Origin of the sequence: Afipia carboxidovorans OM5, from assembly GCF_000218565.1 — a bacterium.
GTDB lineage: Bacteria > Pseudomonadota > Alphaproteobacteria > Rhizobiales > Xanthobacteraceae > Afipia > Afipia carboxidovorans.
This window is the reverse complement of the sequence record NC_015684.1, coordinates 3,251,748-3,270,876: the sequence shown is the minus strand read 5'-3', so window position 1 is coordinate 3,270,876 and position 19,129 is coordinate 3,251,748. Positions and strand designations below refer to the sequence as shown.

Here is a 19,129-nt window from a genome sequence, read left to right as displayed (position 1 = left end):
ATTATGGCTCGCCGGCTCGTTCCTGCCTGTCCGTATATGCAAACAGCCGGCAAGGCGGACACCCTGCCTTGACCGATGCGGTGCGCGCGCCGGGCATGTCAATCAGGTGCTTACGGCGTCCATCAACTGACATTCGGCTGAAGAAGAAACCGCTCCCGCGTCAGCAATCGCTCAGTTGCGCGATCGACAATGACGGCACGGAGAAAGAAGCCCTCAAGGCAGTCTCCTGAGCTTCCGGGCCTATGCCGGAGCTGTTCGCAGACCTGAGACAGGCAAGGCAGACCCACCATGAAATCACTCCTCGCAGCCCTTATGCTAACCACCGCGCTCACGCTTCCGGGCCTCGCCGAGGCGAGACCCGTGACGCTGACAACCCAGCTGAGCAATTACGGCGGCGACGGCGCCTATCTCGCGCTCTATGTCACCGATGCGCAGGGCAAATATGTCAACACCCTGTGGATGGCGGGAACCAAGTCGAAATATTATGACCACCTGTCGAGCTGGGCTCGTGCCAGTGGCGGCAGGCCAGCCGAAATCAACGGCATCACCGGCGCCAGCGTCGGCGCCGGCCGCACACTCGAAATCACCCTCGACCTTGCCGACGCGCTGTTCGACGCCGGTTACTCGCTGCGTATCGATGCCGCCGTTGAAGACATGCGCGATAGCCCGAACGAGGTTGTCGTCCCGTTGACCAGAGGAACCAAGCCTTCGGTCCGCGGTCGGCGCTATATCGCCAGCTTCGCCTACAGCATGTAGATCGAGGCTGCGATGATCCGCGCATCTCACCGCTGGGCGGGCCTTCTTGCCGCCTGTCTGCTGCTGGCGCTCAGCCTGAGCGGCGCGGCTCTCTCGATCTTTCCCGCGCTTGAGGGCCTGTCCTCGCCACAGGCGGCGGCGGCGCTGTCGACGGCCGAACTGGCCGGGCGCATTCAGGCGATCTATCCAGACGTGGAGCAGATCCGGCGCGCGCCATCGGGCCGGATCACCGCCTATTGGTTCGGCAGCGCCGGGCCACAGGCGGCGGTTGTCGATCCGGCGACGGGACAGGGCATCGCCTCCGTTGATCAGAGCCGTTTTGAACGCTGGCTGACCAATCTGCATCGCTCGCTGTTTCTCGGCGATGGCGGCCGCATGGCGACGGCGGCCGGAGCCGCTGCCATGCTGGTGCTTGCCCTGTCGGGCGCCGCGCTTGTCGCGCGCCGGGCTGGTGGCTGGCGGCGATGGCTTGCGCCGATGCGCGGCGCGGGCAGCGGACGGGCGCATGCGGAGATCGCGCGGGTAGCTGTCGCCGGCCTGCTGCTGTCTTCGGCAACGGCGTTGTGGATGACCGCCTCGACCTTCGATCTTCTCCCCGACGAAGCAGTGACGCCTGCCCCCCAGGCAGAGGCGAGCGGCCGGACCGGCATGGCCGTCGCGGCGATGGATGTGCTGGTGCGCACCCCGGTTTCCGAACTGCGCAGCCTGACGTTCCCCAGTGCTGGCGACGCAACGGATGTCTTCACCCTCAAGACCGATCGCGGTGCTGGCCATCTCGATCGAGGCACTGGCGCGCTGCTCGCCTGGAGCGATCTGACCGGGTGGCAGCGCGTCTCGGAAACCATCTACATGCTTCACACTGGCCAGGGGGCCGCCGTGCTCGGGCTCATTCTCGGGATCATGGCGCTTGGCGTGCCGGCGATGGTGGGAACCGGCGTTATCCTCTGGCTTGCCGCCCGGCGCGGCCGTCCACGCCTTCGTGACAATGTCCCTGCAAGGCGTGCCGACACGATTTTGCTCGTCGGCAGCGAAGGCGGCAGCACATGGGGCTTTGCCGCAACGCTGCATGCCGCGCTGACGGAGGTTGCGGGCCAGACCATCCATGTCGCGCCGATGTCATCCTTCAACCCGGCGCTCTACCGGCGGGCGCGGCGCATTCTGGTACTGGCGGCAACCTATGGCGAGGGTGGCGCACCTGCCTCGGCGGGGGAATTTCTCGATCGCCTGAAGTCTTTGCCCGCTGCGCCAGGAATCCCGTTGGCGGTTCTCGGCTTTGGCGACCGCAGTTTTCCCGCCTACTGCGCGTTCGCGCAGGCGGTCGCCGAGGCGGCGGAAGCCGCTGGATGGAAGACGCTGATCCCCTTCGACACCGTGGATCATCAATCGACGCAAGACTTCACTCGGTGGGGCCGAGCGCTCGGCGCGGCGCTCGGTATCGAACTGGAGCTCGTCCATCAGGCGCGTGCTCCAGCCGCCTTGCCACTGACGCTTCTATCACGCCACGACTACGGCGCCGAGGTGCAAAGCCCGACCGTCATCCTGCGTTTTGAGTTGCCAAAGATCCGGCTGATCCAGCGGATGACCGGTCACGGTTTTGGCCGCTTCGCGGCCGGCGATCTCCTTGGCGTTCTACCCGAGGGTTCGGTCGTCCCCCGCTTCTATTCGTTGGCCTCGGCGCATCGCGATGGCTTCGTCGAGATCGTCGTCAAAAAGCATCCGGCCGGCTTGTGTTCCGGCCAACTCTTCGAGCTGCGGCCCGGCGCCACCATCAATGCTTTTTTGAAACGCAGTCCCGCCTTCCATCCGGACCACAGCCGTGCGCCGCTGATCCTGATCGGCGCCGGCACGGGAATAGGTCCGCTGGCAGGTTTCGTGCGCGCCAATGCGCGGTATCGGCCGATCCATCTGTTCTTCGGGATGCGCCATCCGGACAGCGACTTTCTCTATGCCGAGGAATTGGCGGAATGGCAGCGGGATGGCCGCTTGCGGCAACTCGCGACGGCCTGCTCGCGGGGGCGAATGCCCCGCTACGTACAGGACACGCTGCGCGAGGAGTCGGCCGAGATCATACGCCTTGTTCAAGCGGGCGCGCGCGTAATGGTGTGCGGTGGACGCGATATGGCCGCCGGGGTTTCCGCAGCGCTCACCGACATCCTGGCAACCGCAGGGCTAACCCCGGCTCTGCTCAAGGCGGAGGGACGCTATGCCGAAGATGTCTACTGAACCGGGGCGTCGCGCTTTGAACGGGCCGACGATGGGTACGCGCTGGTCGGCGTTGTTCTACACCGCCACCAAGTTCGATCTGCCGCCGGTCCAGGATGCATTGCAGGCGGCGATGGATGAGGTGGACGCGCAGATGTCGGTCTGGAATCCGGACAGCAACCTGATGCGTTTGAACGCCTGTCCGATAGGCGAATGGGTGGAGATACCGAAGCGGCTGATGGATGTCCTGAGTCTCGCGCTCGATATCGGTCTCGCCTCGGGTGGCGCATTCGATATTGCTGTAGGCGACGCGGTTGCGGCTTGGGGCTTTGGGCCGGAAGCCGCCGACCAATCCCTTATCCGGAAGGCGCTTCATACACCGCGTTGCGCGGCGCACGAGGCGCTGGAACTCGACCTTGATCGGGTAAGGGCGCGCAAGCGAGCCCCCCTCGTTCTCGATCTCAACGGCATCGCTAAAGGTTATGGCGTCGACCGGTTGGCTGAGACGTTGCGTGCTTTCGGTATTTCTTCCGGATTGGTGGGTATCGATGGCGAGATGCGGGCGTTTGGCCTTCGGCCCGACGAGCAGCCATGGACCATCGCAATCGAGGCTCCCGACGACGATCGCCGTGCGCCCCATTCGATCCTTGCGTTGGAGAATGCGGCTGTTGCCACATCCGGCGACTATCGGCATTGGGCTCTCGTCGCGGGCCGTCGCCTTTCGCATACGATGGACCCACGCCGCGGTGCTCCTCTCAGCGAGTCGCCTGCCTCCGTGACAGTCATCGCACGAACCTGCGCCGAAGCCGATGCTTGGGCGACCGCGCTGATGGTTACCGGAGCGACGGCTGGAGCGAGGCTCGCGCAGCGGCGCCAGATCGATGCCTTGTTTCTTTCGCGTGGTAGCGATGGCGAAATCATCTCCGAAGCAGTCGGGCTCTTTTCCAGAGTGTCCGGCGCGGATGCCGCCTGAGAGAGTGCGGTCCGCTGTGACGTTTCGATTTCGCCTGATCCTCTGTCTGTTTCCTCTGTCTGTCCATGCAAAGACAACTTGCGCGTTTCATCGATCCCTGTGCGCAAACAGACGGCCTATCTTCAAGCCACACGCGACGGCCCTCCACGATCGCTCGTTGCGGCCAGAGCCAATACCCGACACAGGAGAAGACCTATGCAAACCGCCAAATTCCTCACCACCCTCACCATGGTCCTCGCCCTCGCATTGGGGGCGCCCGGAATCGCCGCCGCGCAGACCGCCACGCATAATGGCCATGATGCCTCGGCCCTTGAGATCGTGCTGAACAATGGCGCCAAGTGGCAGGGCGATCAGAACATGATCACCGGCATGACCGCGATCCGCGACACCATGGCCGCGAACCTGGACGCGATCCACGCTGGCACCCTGTCGGCCGACGCCGCGCGGGGGATGGCCGCCAATGTGCAGAAGCAGCTCGATTTCATGGTTGAGAACTGCGTCCTGGAACCTGCGGTTGACGAGCAGTTCCACATCGTCCTCGAACAGGTGATGGAGGGCGTCGCGGCGCTGAAGAATGGCAAGGCGCAGCCGGGCGCAGCGGCGATCGTTCATGCGCTCGATGCCTATGGCAAGCATTTCGAGCACCCGGGGTGGCAGACACTTGATTAACATCCGCGAGGCGCAAGCCCAGAGGGGCCGGCCGGCCGAGGCATTACGCTCCGGCCGGTTTTTCGGCCAACGGCCCGCGGCCCTCCAGTAGGTCGGCCTGCGCAGCTAGCGCCTCGGCCATGAAATCGACGAAAGCGCGGATGCGGGCGGTGTGGCGCAGATCCTCGTGGGTGAGTAGCCACAGGTCGAGGCGAAAATCACCCGGGAAAGGTGCCACCCGCCGCAGGCCGGAATCGGGATCGGCGATGGCGCAGGGCAGCGCCGCAAGCCCGATCCCCACCCGCGCCGCCGCGATCGCTGCCGTGATCGAATTGGTGCGAAATTGCGGGCGCAGGCCGGGCAGCCATTCGGCCAGCACCTGCCGCAAGGGCGCATGGGCGCTGCCAAAGCCGATCCAGTCATGGCTTGCTAGGTCCTCACCGATCCCCTCGCGATGGTACGCTGCCGCGCAATAGACCGCGAAGGCCAGCCGCCCGATCCGGCGCCCGACCAGCGTTTCTTGCACCGGATTGCCAAGGCGCAACGCGATATCCGCCTCGCGCCGGGTCAGGTCAAGCCGCGTGTCCGAGACCAGCAGTTCCAGTTCGATCCCCGGCCAGGCGACGCGGAACGCGGCCAGGTGTGGCGGCAGCAGGCTGATAGCCAGCATGTCGGTGGCGGTGATGCGGACCTGCCCGCTCAGCCGCTGGTCCTGCCCGGTCACGCGGCGACGGACGGCGGCGATCTCGTCGTCGATGCGCGCCGTCGCGTGCTGCATCGCCTCGCCTGCCGCGGTCAGGACATAGCCCGAGGGCAGGCGTTCGAACAGGCGCACGCCAAGGGTTTTCTCGAAACCGGTAAGGCGGCGGAACACGGTCGAATGGGTGACGCCCAAAAGCCGCGCCGCCCCCGACAGCGAACCCGCCTGCGCGACAGCGAGGAACAGGCGGTAGTCGTCCCAGTTCTGATCTTGTGCATCCATGCAAGAAATCCTTGCATAATTTGCCAATAACCGTGCGTCAACGGACAGCCTATCTCGACCCTGTAAGTCAGGTCCAGACCGAGGTCGGGCCGAGCAGACAAAAGACAAAGGAAAGAACCATGTCCGACACGCTCAACACCGTCCTGCGCAGCGACGAATTTTCCTGCCCCTCCTGCGTGGTCAAGATCGAGAAGGCGCTCAAGGCGCTGCCCGGCGTCACGATGGCGAAAGTTCATTTCAACACCGGCCGCATCGAGATCGCATACGATCCGGCGATCGCCTCGGTCGAGGCCCTCGTCTCGACCGTGAAATCCGTAGGCTATACCGCCCGCCCTACGGCCTTCTGACCTCACCTTCTGACCCCCGTCCCGCCGCCACCCCCGGCGGTCATCCTCCTGTTGTGCAAGGGAGCATCTGACATGATCACCCGCATCCTTCCCCTGCTGCGCAACCCGGCGACGCGACGCAAATGGCTAGTGCTGGGCAGCGCGGCGCTGATCGGCGCCGGGCTGGTGGTGCGCTGGGGCTTCGGCGCCATCGACCTGTGGGCGGCGCTGATGGTGGCGGCCGCGGTGCTGGCAGGCGCCGACATCGCGTGGCGCGCGCTGCAGGCGCTGCGCATCCACCACCTGTCCATCGAACTGCTGGTGACCATCGCCGCCATCGGCGCGCTCATCATCGGTGAATACTGGGAGGCGGCAGCCGTCACCTTTCTGTTCATGCTCGGCGCCTGGCTCGAGGCGCGCACGCTGCGTCAGACCCGTGGCGCGCTGGCCGATCTCTTGAAGGCCGCGCCCCAACTCGCCACGGTCATCCGCGACGGCCAGCCGGTCGAGGTCGCCGCCAGTGCCGTGCGTCCCGGCGAGACGGTGCTGGTGCGCGCGGGCCAGCGCATCCCCGTCGATGGCGAGGTGATGGAGGGCAACGCCGCCGTCTCGGAGGCCGCCATCACCGGTGAGCCGATCCCGGCCGAGAAAGCGCCAGGCGCGCGCGTCTATGCCGGCACCATCGCCGAGAACGGCTTGCTGCGCATCCGCGCCACCGGCGTCGGTGCCGACACCACGCTGGCGCGCATCATCCGCCGTGTCGAGGAGGCACAGGAGGAACGCGCGCCCAGCCAGCGCATGATCGAACGCTTTGCTCAATGGTATACGCCTGCAATCATGGTGCTGGCGCTTGGCGCCTGGGTGGTGACGCAGGATGTCCGCCTCGCGCTGACGCTCATGGTGGTGGCCTGCCCCGGGGCGCTGGTGATCTCGACCCCGGTTTCCATCATCGCCGGTATCGGAAGGGCGGCGCGCTCAGGGATACTGATCAAGGGCGGCCAGCATCTGGAAAACGCCGGGCGCATCGACATGTTGGCGCTCGACAAGACCGGTACGCTGACCGAGGGGCGCCCGAGCCTGGTCGAGGTCTTGCCGCTGGCCGGCATCGACCGGGCGGAGCTGCTGCACTGGGCGGCGATTGCCGAGTCGGGCTCGGACCACCCGCTGGGCCGCCCGATCGTCGCCGCCGCCCGCGCCGAGGCCGAGATCCCGCCACCGGAGGCGGTCGAGGAACTGGCCGGCATGGGCTTGGTCGTGCGCCATGCCGGGCGTCGGATCGCAGCGGGTAACCGCCGACTGTTCGACCGGCTGGGCATCGCCTTCGATGCCGCGGCCGAGGCCGCGCTGACTGGGCTTCTCGCGCGCGGACGCACGCCGGTAATCGTCGCGCTGGACGGGCGGGCCGTCGGCATTCTGGGCCTGTCGGATCAGCCGCGCCCTTCAGCCGCCCCGGCGATAGCCCGGCTGCGCGAGGCTGGCATCCAGCGCATCGCCATGCTGACCGGTGACCAGCCGCAGGCCGCCCGCGCCATCGCCGCCGATCTGGACATCGACGAGGTCCATGCCGGGCTGATGCCCGAGGACAAACTCAGGCTGATCCGCGCCTTCCAGGCCGAGGGCCGCCATGTCGCGATGATCGGCGACGGCATCAACGACGCACCGGCCCTGGCTGCCGCCGATACCAGCATCGCCATGGGTGCGGCAGGTTCCGACGTGGCGATCGAGGCCGCCGACATCGCGCTGATGGCCAATGACCTCGGCAAGCTGCCCGAGGCGGTTGCAATCTCGCGCGCCACACTCTCCAACATGCGCCAGAACCTGGTGATCGCGCTGCTGACCGTGGCCGGGCTGCTCGCGGGCGTGTTCAGCGGCGACATCCACATGGCCGAGGGCATGCTGGTCCACCAGTTATCGGTGCTGGTGGTGATCCTCAACGGCATGCGCCTGCTGCGCCGCCCGCGCGCTCTCCGGAAGCGCGGGGCGCGGGAACGCGGAAACATGGCTGCGAAAGAACGCACCAGCCCTGTCGACGCCTGAGGCGTTGCGTCGGAGAGTATTAGCTGACAGACCTCTCCGCTCAACCAATACTTTCTGCGATTGCAGATCGTTCAAAACCCCGATGATCGAAAGATCATCGGGGTTTTTGTTATCTGGCGTGTGGCTGCTTACTGCCGGAGCTTGAGCGCCATTCCGACCCAGCCGAAGCCGGCAAACAGCAGATCGATCCCGAGAAACAGCCCGAGGACGTAGAGGCTCGAGACCGGCCACTGGCTGAGAATGATCGCGCCGAGCAGCACGGTGATCGCGCCGGACAGGCAGATCCAGAATCGCGGTGCCGTATCGGGCAGACGGAAGGCGAGGAAAATCCGTACCAGGCCGGAGGCGATGAGGGCGATGCCGATCAGGAGCGTCAGCGCGCCTGCCGCAAGCAGCGGATTAGCCCAAACAAAGATGCCGGCGAGGGCGTAGAGCGCGCCGAGAACGATCCAGAGAAAGAAGCTGCTCCAGGTCTTCATCTGGAAGGCGCTGATGATTTCAAAAACACCCGAAATGAACATCACCGCACCGATAATCGCGACGGAGAGAACGGTGCTGAGAAGCCCGTTCCCGAGAGCGATAATTCCGGCGACGATATACACAATGCCGAGTGCGAGAATCCAACCCCACTTCGCGCGCAGCGAATGCAGGGCGCCGCCAAGACTATGATGGGATCCGCTCGAAATGCTCATGGCTTTTCTCCCGAGTGATGGACGCGTAGCGATGTTACTGCGCTTCCGAGCGGAAACAATATCGGGTGATCTCGGACTCGGGGTGAGGGAACCCGGTGCGGCCAATAGATCGTAAGGGGAATGGGTACCCCGACAGCCGATCTCGGCCGGCCCCTATCTCATCGAGCCGCTCAGGGGCGATCGAGGATGGTCATGTCCTGCTGAAGCACGAAGGGCAGCGCTTGTTGCGTCTGCCGGATCGGGGCCGAGATGGAAAACACATCGGCCATCACCTTGGCCGAGATGCTTGTCGTGGCGTCACCGTCGCAGGCGATGGTGCCCTTTTTCATGACGATGATGCGGTCGGCGAAGCGCGCTGCGAGATTGAGGTCGTGCAGAACCGCAATCACGGCCGCGCCCTCCCGCGCTTTTGAGCGGGCGAGGTCGAGAAGCTTGATCTGGTGGCGCAGGTCGAGGCTCGAGGTCGGCTCGTCAAGAAGCAGTACGCCCTTGCCGTGTGTCCGCTCGCCGAGCGCAAGCTGCAACAGAGTGCGAGCGAAATGCGCGCGCTGCTGCTCGCCGCCGGACAGCGTCGGAAACTCCCGATGCCGCAGGGCTGCGAGTTCGACTTCGTCGAGCAGCGAATCGATCAGGCCGTTACTCTCGGCGTCGGCGTGGCCCTCACCGCCCATGCGCACCACTTCCTCGACCGTGAACGGAAAGCTGACATTGACGTGCTGGGAGAGAACCGAGCGGCGCTTGGCGAGATCGCGCGGAGCGTAAGCGGAGATATCCCGGCCGAGAAGCTGAACGTGTCCCGACGACGGGCTGAGATCGCCGGAAATGAGCCGCAGCAGGGTTGATTTTCCCGCACCGTTCGGGCCGACGATGGCGACGGTCTCTCCCGGCCTGAAATCGACGCTGATCTGATCGAGCAGCACCGCGTCCTTCACGCGGTAGGAGGCGGAGCGAAGCTGCAGCACGGCGTTCATAGCCCGACCAGAGCTCGCTGGCGCAACAACAGAACCAGAAAGAACGGCGCGCCGACCGCTGCCGTCAGAATGCCGATCGGCACTTCCGCGGGGGCGGCGATGATTCGCGCGCAGCTATCGGCTGTCACCATCAGTACGGCACCCAAAAGTGCGGAGGCAGGCAGAAGAAGCCGATGGCCGGGCCCGATCGAGATTCGCAGGAGATGCGGCACGATGATGCCGACAAACCCGACGATCCCGCAGACGGCGACGGACACGCCCGTCATCGCGGAGACGAGTACGATGGCGATGCGCTTGGTGCGCTCGACCGCAACGCCGGCATGAAAGGCTTCGGCCTCGCCCAGCACCAGCAGATCGAGCGGCCGCGCGAGAAGGGGAAGCGCGATCAGCATTGCCACGAGCGCGGGCACGAGCATCGCGGCTTTGGCCCAGGTTGCGCCGCTGAGCGAGCCGAGCAGCCAGAACGTGATGTCGCGCAATTGTCTGTCGTCGGCGATGAACACCAGAAGCCCGATGCCGGCGTTGGCGAGCGCCGCGATGGCAAGCCCGGCCAGCAGGAAGACCGCGACCGAGGTTCGCCCGGAAGAGCTTGCGATCCGGTAGAGCGCGAACGTTGTGATAAGCGAGCCGACAAAGGCCGCGAATGGCAGCATGTCGAGCCCGAAATAAGCATGACCGGCAAGCAGCGTATCGCTGATGACGATGGTGAGTGCCGCTGCAAAAGCGCCGCCGCTCGAGACGCCAACCAATGCTGGGTCCGCAAGCGCGTTGCGGAACAGGCCCTGCATCAGCGCGCCCGCCATCGCGAGCAAGGCACCGATCATCGCGGCGCAGACGAGGCGCGGCAGCCGAATGGAGTAAAGCACAAGCTGGTCGCGATCGATCAAGGCGCCATCGGGCGTGCCAATGCCGAGCGCCGGCCACAGCCGGTGCAGCGGAATGTTGGCAGCGCCAACGGTCGCGGACACGACAAGTGCCAGTGCCAGCAGGCTGAACAACGCAAGAAGTGTCGGTACGGCAGGCGGCCGGCGCAGAAAGGATTTGCCCGAGCCGCGAGTGGTCAGCGCGCTCATAGCTTGCGGCAGTCGGCTGTGGCGACGCGCGATGCCCAGTGAGCGGCTTCCTTGCTGATGGATGGATAGAGGTCGCTTGCGAGATCATGCGCGGCCGCGGCCGTGCGCGGACCAAAGCCGAGGAGATAGAGGCCATCCATGGCGATGAAGGATTTCGAGGCGGAGGCCGGTGTCAGCTTGAAAGCCGGCGTCGAGAACACCGCATCGGCATTGAGCGAATCCTTGCCGCGCTGCATGGCCAGAATCACCTCCGGCTTGGCCGCGATGATCGCTTCCTCGCTGATGGTTTTGTAGCCGTCATAGCCGTCGATGGCGTTGGTGCCGCCGGCAAGCGCAATGATTTCGTCGGCCGCCGTATTGCGCCCGGCAGCCATCGCCCGGCCGTCCAGAAGCGACATCACGAACATGACTCGCGCCTTGTGGCCGATATGGCTGCGAAGTTCCTTGATCGCGGCGAGATCGGCGGCGGCCGCTGTGGCGAGGCATTCGCCGCGCGCCTCGACCTTCATCTCGCGGGCAATGAACTTGATCTTATTAATCAAGCCGTCTTCGGTGTAGCGGTCGGGGACGATCTTCAGCGACACCTTGGCTTGGCGCAGCACGTCGAGCGTCGAGGCAGGACCCGAGCCTTCGATCGCGAGAATAAGGTCGGGTGCGAGGCCGAGAACGCCCTCGGGCGAGAGCTGGCGCATGTAGCCGACATTGGCTTTGGTCGAGAGAGCGTTGCTCGGATAAAGGCTCGTGCTGTCGACGCCGACGATACGGTCCTCGAGGCCGAGTGCATAAAGGATTTCCGTCACCGCCCCGCCCACGGAAACGATGCGCTTCGCCGGCGCCTCGCCGGAATAAGCGGGTTGGCAGCAGATGACCGTGGCTGCCAATGCAGCGGACAAAAGGGAGGCGAGAGGCTTCTGCAGCCGGAATGCAAACACGATCAGTCCGCCTATTTTGTCAGGATCAATTTGTTCTGCGAGGTAAGCCTCAACCGATAGGTCTCCTCGCCGTGCGATATGAGAAGTTCGCGTGCGGAGCGAAAGAGGTCGGCGCTATCCATGCGGTTTCCGTTGATCAGAACCTGCCGGGTGGATGTGTCGACGGAGGGTCGGGGCGTTTGATCTGTCGTATCGTTCATGAGCTTGGTCGGAGCCTTCTTCATGAACTTTCTATCGAAATCGCAACGCCGCTTCCAAGCATGCTACTTTACAATCACTATAAGGTGGCCGCTCTCGGCTTGACCGTGCGCAAGCTGCCCTTTAGCGATCAGGATGGAAGTTCCTGCAGGGTGACTCTGCAGGCGATGCCAGCAAGCCGTTGCCCGAGTGCAGCCGCAAGCCAGCCTTTCCAGCAGTTTTGAAGAATCTGGGGGCGGGTAATGGCAATCGTTACCAGCAGCGCGCGTGCGCTTGCGTGGGGTGTATCTCTTGCGGCTTTAAGTCTTGGCGGCGCGATCAGCGCGCATGCGGAAGATCAGGTGGCGCCGGTCACGGTGTCGCAGGCTGCTTCGTCCAATCAAAACAGTGCGGTGTCTGCCAAACGGCAAAAGCCGCAGGCAGCAGCGATGTCGCCGGAGGTGCGTGATGCGCGCGCCCAGGCGGTCGACCCGCGCGTGCCGCAGCCGCTCGATATGATCACGGTGACTGCATCGAAGACCGAGGAGCGTGCCGTCGATGCGCTGGCGCCGGTCAGCGTCGTTACGCCGGAACAGATTGAGGTGATGCAGGCGAGCACCATCGGCAATCTGATTTACAATATTCCGGGCGTGTGGACGCAGGATCGCGGCGATGAGCCGTCGACCTCGATCAACATCCGTGGCTTGCAGGACTTCGGCCGCGTTGCCTTCATCGTCGATGGCGCGCGCCAGAACTATCAACGTACGGGCCATTTCGCGAACGGCTCGTTCTTCCTCAATCCTGAACTGATCAGCGGTATTGATATCGTCCGCGGTCCGACCGCGAACATCTACGGTTCGGGTGCGATCGGTGGTGTTGCCTCGTTCCGTACCAAGGATATCGATGACGTGGTGCGAGCCGGCGAACGCTGGGGCGTCGACATGCACACGGTGCTCGGCTCCAACCACGGCCGTGCGCTTGGCTCGATCTTTGCGGGAGCGCGCATCAATCCCAACGTCGATATCTTTGCCGGCGGCACTTACTCGACGCAGGATAATTATCGCGACGGCACGGGCTACCAAATTCCAAATACCTGGAACAGGCTTTCGAGCGGCATCGCCAAGTTGACTGTGCGTCCTGCCGATGGCCATGAGGTCAAGCTCGGCACGATCTACCAGGAAAACATCTACAATGTCGGCCAGCCCGCGCGTAAGGCGGGCGATCCCAATTCGACCAATCCGAACGGGAGCAACAACCTCACCGGCACGTCGATCTATGCCACCAACGTCAAGAACTACACGACGACGCTGGGCTGGACCTACTCGCAACCCGATGATCAGTTGTTCGACTGGAACGCCAGGATTTACTGGAATCGCACCGAGAACGATCAGATCAAGGTTGCGCATAACACGGGTGGGTCTTCGGGCGGCTGTGCGGGTGTGGCTCCCGGTACCGATATCACCGGTTGTGTCGGCGATCCGCGCAGTTACCTGATCGATACTTATGGTTTCGACGCCTACAACACCTCACGCATCGAGTCCGGTGAATGGCGTCATGCCTTCACCTACGGTGCCGATGGTTTCCGTGATCGCGTGTCGACCTACGACAAGAGCGGCAACTCCGATGCGACCACGCCCGGCGGCGAGCGCACCGTCACCGGCGGCTTCGTGCAGTGGAAGCTGAACTACGCGTCATGGGCCGAGTTGATCAGCGCGGTCCGTTACGACAACTACCGCTTGTCTTCCAACATCGGCGGCACCAGCGGCGACCGGTTCTCGCCGAAGGTGACGTTGGGTCTTCTGCCGACCCATGTGGTCACGCCTTACATCAGCTACTCTGAGGGCTATCGTGCGCCTTCGATCACCGAAACGCTGGTGGCGGGATCTCACGTCGCGAGCGGCCCGGGTCAGGGCGATACTGCACAGTGTCCCGACGGTTCGCGTGGTTTCTTCTGCTTCCTGCCGAATCCGAACCTTCGTCCGGAAGTCGGCAAGAACAAGGAGATCGGCCTTAACGTCAAGAAGAACGACCTGTTCACGGCAGGCGACAGCTTCCGCGGCAAGTTCAACGTCTTCCAGAATGACGTGACGGACTTCATTGATGCGATCCAGTTCGCATGTCCCGCACCGATGGGGCAGTGCTATCAGTATCAGAACATTGCAGCGGCGCGGATTCGCGGTTTCGAAGCCGAGACGATGTATGATGCCAATCTGTGGTTCCTGGGCGTGTCGGGCAGCTTCACGGAAGGCAAGAACACCCAGACCGGTATCGGCCTCTACAGCATTCCGTCGCAAAAGATCACCACCACTGCCGGTGTTCGTTTCGACGAGGGGCGGGTCGTTGCCAGCGTGATGTGGACCAACGTGAAGGGCAACACCGATATCCCGGCGAACTTCCTTCCGGCAACGTCCTACGACCTCGTGAATGTCTATCTGTCGGTGAAGCCGACCAAGAATCTGACGTTGATCGGGTCGGTCGAAAACCTGCTTAACCAGTACTATCGCCCCTACGCGGTGCCGACCGGGAGCGACACCACGTCGACCCAAAACGACGTCAAGTGGGCGAGCGCCGGTGCGGGTATCGTCTTCAAGGGTAGCCTGAAGTATCATTTCGGAGGTTAGACCGAACGACTGTCATCGGTTGAACGGCGGGCCGCGCAGATTTTTCTGCGCGGCATCGTGCGTCAAAAAAAACAAGATTTTGGGAGCGGATTGTCCGCTGCACCGTAAAGGAGGCATCGCTATGTATATTGCAATGAACAGGTTTCAGGTGAGGAAGGGTTCCGAGCAGGCATTCGAGACCTTGTGGGCGAACCGCGAGACCTATCTCGGCGAGCTCGAAGGCTTCATCGAGTTTCATCTGCTGCGCGGCCCGGTCGCCGAGGATCATCAGCTCTATGCCACCCACACGATCTGGGCGAGCAAGGCTGCGTTCGAAGGCTGGACCAAGTCGGAGCAGTTCCGCAAGTCGCATGCCCGCGCCGAGAACAGCACCGGCAATAGCCTCTATCTCGGCCATCCGAAGTTCGAGGGGTTCGAGATCATCCAGACCGAGCGCAACGCCAAGGTGGCGGCTTGAGATGACAGCGACCTCAACGGCAGAGGGCATGGCGAGCCTCCGCCAGTACATGGCCGACAATCCCGGCGCGGTGATCGAGGATGCCGCGCGTGAGCATGGCGTGATGCCCCGCGCCGTGCTCGAGGCTCTGCCGGACGCCATGCGCCGCTTCGTGCCGGGTGACCGGTTCGAGGCGGTGATGCAGGACATCGCCGGATGGGGAGAAATCACGTTCATCGTTCACACCGAGGACGCGATCTTCGAATTCACCGGCGAGATTCCGAATGGCGCGATGGGCCACGGCTATTTCAACCTGATGCAGCCGAAGGGCCTGCACGGGCATTTCCGCCCGCAGCGTTGCGCGACCATTGCCTTCGTCGAGCGTAGCTTCCGCGGCAAGGCGTCGGCGTTCATCGCCTTCGTCAATGTCGATGGCGGCATCATGTACAAGGTGTTCGTTGGCCGCGAGGAGGGCGGCGCGCTTCGATCCGACCAACTCGCACGCTTCCGGGCGCTCGTCTCGGAGCCCGTTGGATAGGCGGCCGCGTCCATGACCGCCGTAATGATGTTTGATGATCGTGAGCGGGCCGATGTCTATCGCTGGACGATGTCGGCCCTGCTCGTAACGGCGTTGCATGGTCTTGTGGTGATCGGCTGGACTCTTTGGCCGGAGCCGCCGCAGCCTCTGGGCGCGCACCTTCCCCCCGCCATCATCGAATTGTCGCTTGTCTCCGTCTCTCCGCAGGAGACCGAACTCGATCTCGCGCCGGGTCCGGTGATGCAGGAATCGGATTCCGCAACCACAGCCGCGAAGCCTGCCGCAGCCGAGGAGGCCTTTGCTCCGGTCCTGCCGCCAATGGATTCCGATCTCGTTCTGCCTGCCGCGCAGCCCAAGGCCGAGAAGGCGCCGGTCACGGAGAAGGAGCCGGTGAAGAGCGAAGCCGAGAAGGAGGCTCCACAAACCCGCAAGCCGGTCGAGAAGAAGAAAACCCATACCGACCGCACGCCCGCGCCGAAGACCACGGCATCGCGGCGGGCCGAGCAGCGCGCGCATCAGGCCGCCTCGAGCCGGGTCGGCGCCCAGGCGATGGCCAATGCCCTGCCGTCCTACCGCGAGCGGCTGGCCGCACATTTGCAGCGCTACAAGCGATATCCGCCGGAACTGCGTGCGGCCGGGGTCCGCGGTGTCGCACGATTGACGTTTACGGTTAACCGCTCGGGCCATGTCCTCTCGAGCCGGTTGACCGGTTCGTCAGGGAACAGCAGCCTCGATGCGGAAACCCTGGCAATGATCCGCCGGGCGCAGCCCCTGCCGTCCTTTCCGCCGGAAATCACCGTGAGCAGCATGAGCTTCACCATCCCGGTCGGCTTCGTCATCCGCTAGGGAAGACCGCCCACGATTGTGCCGCTGATTGCCGCGCAACCGGCCGTCGATGCCGGGTCTACGTAAAAATAGGTCGTATCGAGCCTTTGCGGCGGGCGTTCGACCTTCGTCGGCAAACTTGCAAAGCCGTTCATGTTGCAGAGCGGGAGTGACTTTCCCCTGACCCGGCGCGTGTCGAGGAAGCGCTCTCGAAAGGTCGCAACACGACCCAGACAGAGACAGTCCACAGGGACAGTCCGGAATCCGAAAATGGTGCGGCTAGGGAGCGCATCATCCTAACGGATAAGTTCGCTCAATTGCATGCAATCAAATGAAAACCGCGTGGAAGCTGGGTTTTTCGCAGGTTTTGCGATTTGTGCGCAGCGGGCCACACGCCTTTCGTCGAAATGATGAGATGCCGCGCTTCGACCAAAGTGACCTTGACAGAATTGGCATGAAAGGAATTCAAAGGAACCGACATAAATATCAACAAGAGCAGCAAAATTTCATCTGAGGTTTGCGAGCTCAAAATAAGTTGCAACGATAATATGTCTGGGAGGTTTAGCGATGACGAAAATAAACGGATTCTACAACTCTGACATTTCTCGCCGTGCGATGCTGCGCGGGAGCGCCGGTCTCGCTGGCGGTCTTGCTCTGACGGGCGGACTGACGATGCCGGTTTTCGCGGATAACCCTGCGATCGGCACCTATCCCGCCGGCTCCTCCGGAAGCACGGTTACGTTCGGCGTGGCCGTGCCGCGCACCGGCACTTATGCCGTTCAGGGCGAAGACGAACTGAAGGGCTGGGAGCTCGCGGTCGAGCACCTCAACACGGGTCACGAACTCGTCAAGAAGCTGTCGCCGAAGACCTCGAAGGGCGTTCTCGGCAAGGAAATCAAGCTGGTCGTCGCCGACAGCGGCGCCAAGCCGAACATCGCCGTGCAGGCACAGCAGCGCTTCATCACCGAGAACAAGGTGGTGCTGATGACCGGTTCGACCTCGTCGGCGGTCGCGGTTGCGCTCAACAAGCTCGCCCAGCGCGAGAAGGTGATGTACGTCGCCGGCATCTCCGGTTCGAACGACACCACCGGCAAGGACTGCGTCCGCTACGGCTTCCGCCAGTGCTTCTACGGCGAAATGGCGGCGAACGCGATCGGTCCGACCATCATCAAGACCTTCGGCAAGAACAAGAAGGCCGCCTATCTCACGCCGGACTACACCTATGGTCACACCACCACGGCGTCGGTCGAGAACTACCTGAAGGGTCAGGGCTGGACCACGGTCACCAACCAGGTCTCGCCGCTCGGCGCCCCCGACTACTCCTCGTACCTCCTGAACGTCGCGAACTCCGGTGCGGACGTTCTCATCAACGTCAACTGGGGTCATGACTGCGTGCTGTCGACCCAGCAGGCGAAGCAGTTCGGCATCTTCGACAAGATGAAGCTTGTCGTGCCTTACCAGGTGCCGTTCCTCGCGCGCGAAGTCGGCGGCGGTCTGCTGGCCGGCGTCTATGCGGCTACCGACTACTGGTGGACCCTGGAAGAGCAGTTCCCGCTTGCCAAGATGTTCAACGACTCCTTCGAGAAGAAGTACGGCTACAAGCCGGAGTGGGGTGCGGAGAACGCTTACATGGGCTTCGTGCACTGGGCTCGCATGGCCGAGGAAGCGAAGAGCTTCTATCCGCCGGACATCATCAAGGCCTACGAGAAGGGTGAGACCATTCCTTCGCTGGTCGGCGATGTGCACTACCGGCCCGAAGATCACCAGTGCGTGCGTCCGGTCATCATCGTCCGCGGCAAGAAGCCGTCCGACATGAAGAACAAGGAAGATTACTACGAGATCGTAGAAATCGTCCCCGGCGACAAGGTGATCCAGAAGCCGGATGCGTTCGGTTGCAAGCTCGGCGATTACACCTGATCGCACTCGTTCCGTTCGGCCGGCGCCTGATGTTTCGCATCAGGCGCCGGGTCCGGCGGGATCACCCGGGACAGACGCCACCATCCGCCGCAAGGACGAGATGGCAGCTTCTCAAAAATTCGTGGCGGGAAACACGTGATTAATTGGCCGAATTTTGTTTCGCAGTTGTTCAACGGGCTGGTGCTCGGCGCGCTGCTTGCGCTGATCTCGTCGGGCCTGACGATCATCTACGGCACCCTTGGCGTCTTGAACCTCGCCCATGGCGCGATGTTTATGCTTGGCGGCTATGCCGGTTATGTCGCTTACACCTACACCGATTCATTCATCGCAGCGGTGCTCGGGGGCTCGCTGTTCGTCATGGTCGCGGGTGTGCTGATCGAGCGCGTCATTATCAGATATTTCTATGGGCGACCGGATGAAGATCAGTTGCTGGTGACGTTCGGCATCGGCATCTGCATCGTTGAACTGGTGCGCTTCTTCTTCGGCAGCCTGTCGCTGACGGTGCCGCCGCCGAAGATCTTCAGCGGCATCACCTCGCTCGGTTTCATGTATTACCCGACCTACCGCCTCGCGCTGGTGGGGATCATCACGGTGGCGCTGCTGTCGCTGTACCTCGTGCTCTATCGCACTCGTATCGGCATGATCGTTCGCGCCGGTATCGAGGACTCCGTGATGGTGAGCACGCTCGGCATCAACATCTACCGTGTCTTCATGATCGTGTTCGGCATCGGCGCCATGGCGGCGGGCTTTGCGGGCATCGCCAATGCTCCGGTAGTGTCGCTGACCCCCGACATGGGCGACGCCATTCTCGTGCAGACGTTCGTCGTGGTGGTGATCGGCGGTGTGGGTTCATTCCCCGGCGCCATCTTGGGCGGCCTGATTGCAGGCGAGATCATCAGCATCACTTCCATGATCAACCCAGGCTACGCCTACGTCATGCTGTTCGCAGCGATGACGCTGGTGCTGGTGCTACGGCCGCACGGCCTGTTCGGCACGCAAAGCCGGGCCTAGAAACGGTTCCTC

The 19,129-nt window shown here is 63.4% G+C and carries 18 protein-coding genes; 12 read left to right on the top strand and 6 right to left on the bottom strand.

The genetic code is table 11. The features are described from left to right. Positions 1-288: 288 nt before the first annotated feature. The 4 genes from OCA5_RS15435 (at position 289) to OCA5_RS15420 (ending at position 4,600) form a co-directional block, all read left to right on the top strand. The gene (locus tag OCA5_RS15435) at positions 289-756 is read left to right on the top strand and encodes a DUF2271 domain-containing protein (protein WP_012562045.1); all 468 of its coding nucleotides are present in this window, start codon (positions 289-291) and stop codon (positions 754-756) included. A gap of 12 nt (positions 757-768) precedes the next feature. Continuing rightward, complete coding sequence (locus OCA5_RS15430) at positions 769-2,979, top strand: PepSY domain-containing protein (protein WP_012562046.1); 2,211 nt, start codon at positions 769-771, stop codon at positions 2,977-2,979. Further along, positions 2,960-3,931: an FAD:protein FMN transferase gene (locus OCA5_RS15425; RefSeq protein ID WP_012562047.1), complete on the top strand. Its 972-nt coding sequence runs from the start codon at positions 2,960-2,962 to the stop codon at positions 3,929-3,931. The genes OCA5_RS15430 and OCA5_RS15425 overlap by 20 nt, the downstream gene beginning before the upstream one ends. Positions 3,932-4,126: 195 nt before the next feature. Then, positions 4,127-4,600 (top strand): hypothetical protein, encoded by a 474-nt coding sequence (locus OCA5_RS15420; RefSeq protein WP_012562048.1) that lies wholly within the window; start codon positions 4,127-4,129, stop codon positions 4,598-4,600. Between the two features lie 43 nt (positions 4,601-4,643). Here OCA5_RS15420 and OCA5_RS15415 read toward each other — a convergent pair whose 3' ends face one another. Further along, positions 4,644-5,561, bottom strand: coding sequence for a LysR family transcriptional regulator (locus OCA5_RS15415; RefSeq protein ID WP_012562049.1), 918 nt, complete (start codon positions 5,559-5,561; stop codon positions 4,644-4,646). Positions 5,562-5,680: 119 nt separating this feature from the next. Between OCA5_RS15415 and OCA5_RS15410 the strand changes: the two genes are divergently transcribed. Beyond that, complete coding sequence (locus OCA5_RS15410; RefSeq protein ID WP_012562050.1) at positions 5,681-5,908, top strand: heavy-metal-associated domain-containing protein; 228 nt, start codon at positions 5,681-5,683, stop codon at positions 5,906-5,908. Between the two features lie 72 nt (positions 5,909-5,980). Further along, positions 5,981-7,924: a heavy metal translocating P-type ATPase gene (locus OCA5_RS15405; protein WP_013913361.1), complete on the top strand. Its 1,944-nt coding sequence runs from the start codon at positions 5,981-5,983 to the stop codon at positions 7,922-7,924. A gap of 128 nt (positions 7,925-8,052) precedes the next feature. Here the strand turns inward: OCA5_RS15405 and OCA5_RS15400 are convergent, their stop codons facing one another. The 5 genes from OCA5_RS15400 to hemP all read right to left on the bottom strand — a co-directional run bounded on the left by OCA5_RS15400 (position 8,053) and on the right by hemP (position 11,816). Continuing rightward, positions 8,053-8,616 (bottom strand): HdeD family acid-resistance protein, encoded by a 564-nt coding sequence (locus OCA5_RS15400; RefSeq protein ID WP_012562052.1) that lies wholly within the window; start codon positions 8,614-8,616, stop codon positions 8,053-8,055. A 170-nt stretch (positions 8,617-8,786) separates the two neighbouring features. Further along, the gene (locus OCA5_RS15395; protein ID WP_012562053.1) at positions 8,787-9,587 is read right to left on the bottom strand and encodes a heme ABC transporter ATP-binding protein; all 801 of its coding nucleotides are present in this window, start codon (positions 9,585-9,587) and stop codon (positions 8,787-8,789) included. Next, positions 9,584-10,660 (bottom strand): FecCD family ABC transporter permease, encoded by a 1,077-nt coding sequence (locus tag OCA5_RS15390; protein WP_012562054.1) that lies wholly within the window; start codon positions 10,658-10,660, stop codon positions 9,584-9,586. The genes OCA5_RS15395 and OCA5_RS15390 overlap by 4 nt, the downstream gene beginning before the upstream one ends. After that, complete coding sequence (locus tag OCA5_RS15385; protein ID WP_012562055.1) at positions 10,657-11,592, bottom strand: heme/hemin ABC transporter substrate-binding protein; 936 nt, start codon at positions 11,590-11,592, stop codon at positions 10,657-10,659. Before OCA5_RS15385 ends, OCA5_RS15390 begins: the two co-directional genes overlap by 4 nt. An 11-nt stretch (positions 11,593-11,603) precedes the next feature. Next, complete coding sequence (gene hemP / locus OCA5_RS15380; RefSeq protein ID WP_012562056.1) at positions 11,604-11,816, bottom strand: hemin uptake protein HemP; 213 nt, start codon at positions 11,814-11,816, stop codon at positions 11,604-11,606. A 216-nt stretch (positions 11,817-12,032) separates the two neighbouring features. On the opposite strand from hemP, the gene OCA5_RS15375 reads away from it, so the two are divergent. From OCA5_RS15375 to OCA5_RS15350, 6 genes are all read left to right on the top strand, one after another. Continuing rightward, entirely contained in the window at positions 12,033-14,390 is a 2,358-nt protein-coding gene (locus OCA5_RS15375; protein WP_012562057.1) for a TonB-dependent hemoglobin/transferrin/lactoferrin family receptor, read from the top strand. 121 nt (positions 14,391-14,511) lie between these two features. Then, positions 14,512-14,847, top strand: coding sequence for a heme-degrading protein HmuQ (gene hmuQ, locus OCA5_RS15370; RefSeq protein WP_012562058.1), 336 nt, complete (start codon positions 14,512-14,514; stop codon positions 14,845-14,847). Position 14,848: 1 nt separating this feature from the next. Then, the gene (hutX, locus tag OCA5_RS15365) at positions 14,849-15,364 is read left to right on the top strand and encodes a heme utilization cystosolic carrier protein HutX (RefSeq protein ID WP_013913360.1); all 516 of its coding nucleotides are present in this window, start codon (positions 14,849-14,851) and stop codon (positions 15,362-15,364) included. A gap of 12 nt (positions 15,365-15,376) precedes the next feature. After that, positions 15,377-16,210 carry a TonB family protein gene (locus OCA5_RS15360; RefSeq protein WP_012562060.1) on the top strand — a complete coding sequence of 278 codons (834 nt, stop codon included), beginning with the start codon at positions 15,377-15,379 and terminating at the stop codon, positions 16,208-16,210. A 546-nt stretch (positions 16,211-16,756) separates the two neighbouring features. Continuing rightward, on the top strand, positions 16,757-18,106 hold the full coding sequence (locus OCA5_RS15355) for a substrate-binding protein (protein ID WP_012562063.1): 1,350 nt from the start codon (positions 16,757-16,759) through the stop codon (positions 18,104-18,106). Positions 18,107-18,241: 135 nt separating this feature from the next. After that, the gene (locus OCA5_RS15350; RefSeq protein WP_012562064.1) at positions 18,242-19,117 is read left to right on the top strand and encodes a branched-chain amino acid ABC transporter permease; all 876 of its coding nucleotides are present in this window, start codon (positions 18,242-18,244) and stop codon (positions 19,115-19,117) included. Positions 19,118-19,129: the final 12 nt, after the last annotated feature.

Bases quoted from the DNA above. Each gene is read 5' to 3' on its own strand.
- OCA5_RS15375 (WP_012562057.1), top strand. From the start codon at position 12,033: ATGGCAATCGTTACCAGCAGCGCGCGTGCGCTTGCGTGGGGTGTATCT.
- OCA5_RS15360 (WP_012562060.1), top strand. From the start codon at position 15,377: ATGACCGCCGTAATGATGTTTGATGATCGTGAGCGGGCCGATGTCTAT.
- OCA5_RS15405 (WP_013913361.1), top strand. From the start codon at position 5,981: ATGATCACCCGCATCCTTCCCCTGCTGCGCAACCCGGCGACGCGACGC.
- OCA5_RS15420 (WP_012562048.1), top strand. From the start codon at position 4,127: ATGCAAACCGCCAAATTCCTCACCACCCTCACCATGGTCCTCGCCCTC.
- hemP (WP_012562056.1), bottom strand. From the start codon at position 11,816: ATGAAGAAGGCTCCGACCAAGCTCATGAACGATACGACAGATCAAACG.
- OCA5_RS15355 (WP_012562063.1), top strand. From the start codon at position 16,757: ATGACGAAAATAAACGGATTCTACAACTCTGACATTTCTCGCCGTGCG.
- OCA5_RS15410 (WP_012562050.1), top strand. From the start codon at position 5,681: ATGTCCGACACGCTCAACACCGTCCTGCGCAGCGACGAATTTTCCTGC.
- OCA5_RS15400 (WP_012562052.1), bottom strand. From the start codon at position 8,616: ATGAGCATTTCGAGCGGATCCCATCATAGTCTTGGCGGCGCCCTGCAT.
- OCA5_RS15395 (WP_012562053.1), bottom strand. From the start codon at position 9,587: ATGAACGCCGTGCTGCAGCTTCGCTCCGCCTCCTACCGCGTGAAGGAC.
- hmuQ (WP_012562058.1), top strand. From the start codon at position 14,512: ATGTATATTGCAATGAACAGGTTTCAGGTGAGGAAGGGTTCCGAGCAG.
- OCA5_RS15390 (WP_012562054.1), bottom strand. From the start codon at position 10,660: ATGAGCGCGCTGACCACTCGCGGCTCGGGCAAATCCTTTCTGCGCCGG.
- OCA5_RS15435 (WP_012562045.1), top strand. From the start codon at position 289: ATGAAATCACTCCTCGCAGCCCTTATGCTAACCACCGCGCTCACGCTT.
- hutX (WP_013913360.1), top strand. From the start codon at position 14,849: ATGACAGCGACCTCAACGGCAGAGGGCATGGCGAGCCTCCGCCAGTAC.
- OCA5_RS15425 (WP_012562047.1), top strand. From the start codon at position 2,960: ATGCCGAAGATGTCTACTGAACCGGGGCGTCGCGCTTTGAACGGGCCG.
- OCA5_RS15415 (WP_012562049.1), bottom strand. From the start codon at position 5,561: ATGGATGCACAAGATCAGAACTGGGACGACTACCGCCTGTTCCTCGCT.
- OCA5_RS15430 (WP_012562046.1), top strand. From the start codon at position 769: ATGATCCGCGCATCTCACCGCTGGGCGGGCCTTCTTGCCGCCTGTCTG.